Origin of the sequence: Mesorhizobium sp. M7D.F.Ca.US.004.01.2.1 (assembly GCF_003997785.1) — a bacterium.
Classification (GTDB): Bacteria; Pseudomonadota; Alphaproteobacteria; order Rhizobiales; family Rhizobiaceae; genus Mesorhizobium; species Mesorhizobium loti.
Genome location: NZ_RZRQ01000731.1, coordinates 1 through 696 on the forward strand (window position 1 = coordinate 1; position 696 = coordinate 696).

At 63.8% G+C, this 696-nt stretch carries 1 protein-coding gene and 1 pseudogene; one reads left to right on the top strand and one right to left on the bottom strand.

All coding sequences use genetic code 11. From position 1 onward, the window contains the following. Positions 1-295 (top strand): hypothetical protein (locus EN993_RS36490; protein WP_127266288.1); only part of this gene is annotated, 295 nt, incomplete at its 5' end. Between the two features lie 121 nt (positions 296-416). Here EN993_RS36490 and EN993_RS36495 read toward each other — a convergent pair. Continuing rightward, a pseudogene (locus EN993_RS36495) lies at positions 417-696 on the bottom strand (response regulator); the annotation flags it as partial.

Below are 696 nucleotides of genomic sequence, written 5' to 3' on the forward strand. Positions count from 1 at the left end.
GTTCATGGTGCTGGCTGCTTGCGCCTTCACCGGCATGGCGTTCACGCCGACAATCGGGCCGGCCTTCGCTTCGTTGAATCCGCCTGCCAACCTCGTCCAGGGTGCGCAGACGACGACCAGGACCGCGCGTCTGCCGATGCCGGTGACCGACTTCGCCTGCAAGGGCCAGGCCTGGGGCGCCGAGAGCATCGATTGCCTGCGCGCCATTGCCGAGCAGTCCGGAGCACACAAGAGCCGCGCAATCCGCATGATCGCCAATGCCGCGCCGTTGACCAGTACGCCGAACATTTTCTGATTTCTGTCGAAGCATGATCCCGAAAACCGGTTCCCACTTTGGGGATCGTGCTCTGACCCTCCCCGAGCGCCTCCAGCGCTCCTTTCGGCTCCCGCCGCGACGTCGGTTGGGGGCCGCTTTTTTATCCTTTTATTGCCGCTTGTTCGGCGATGGCCGACAGCACGCTGCGCACATCCAGCGTACTGAACGGCTTCTCCAGGATCTGCGGCCGCTGCTGTGCCGGCAGGGCCTCGATTTCGGCTTTCGCGCCGATCAGGTCGCCGGTGACCAGCACGAAACGCCGCGCCAGGTCGGGCTTTTCGGCGAGCAGCTCGCGATAGATCGATATGCCGCTGACGCCGGGCATGCGCAAATCCGAAAAGACGATGTCCGGCGGCATATGACCGCTCAAGGTCTGTCTC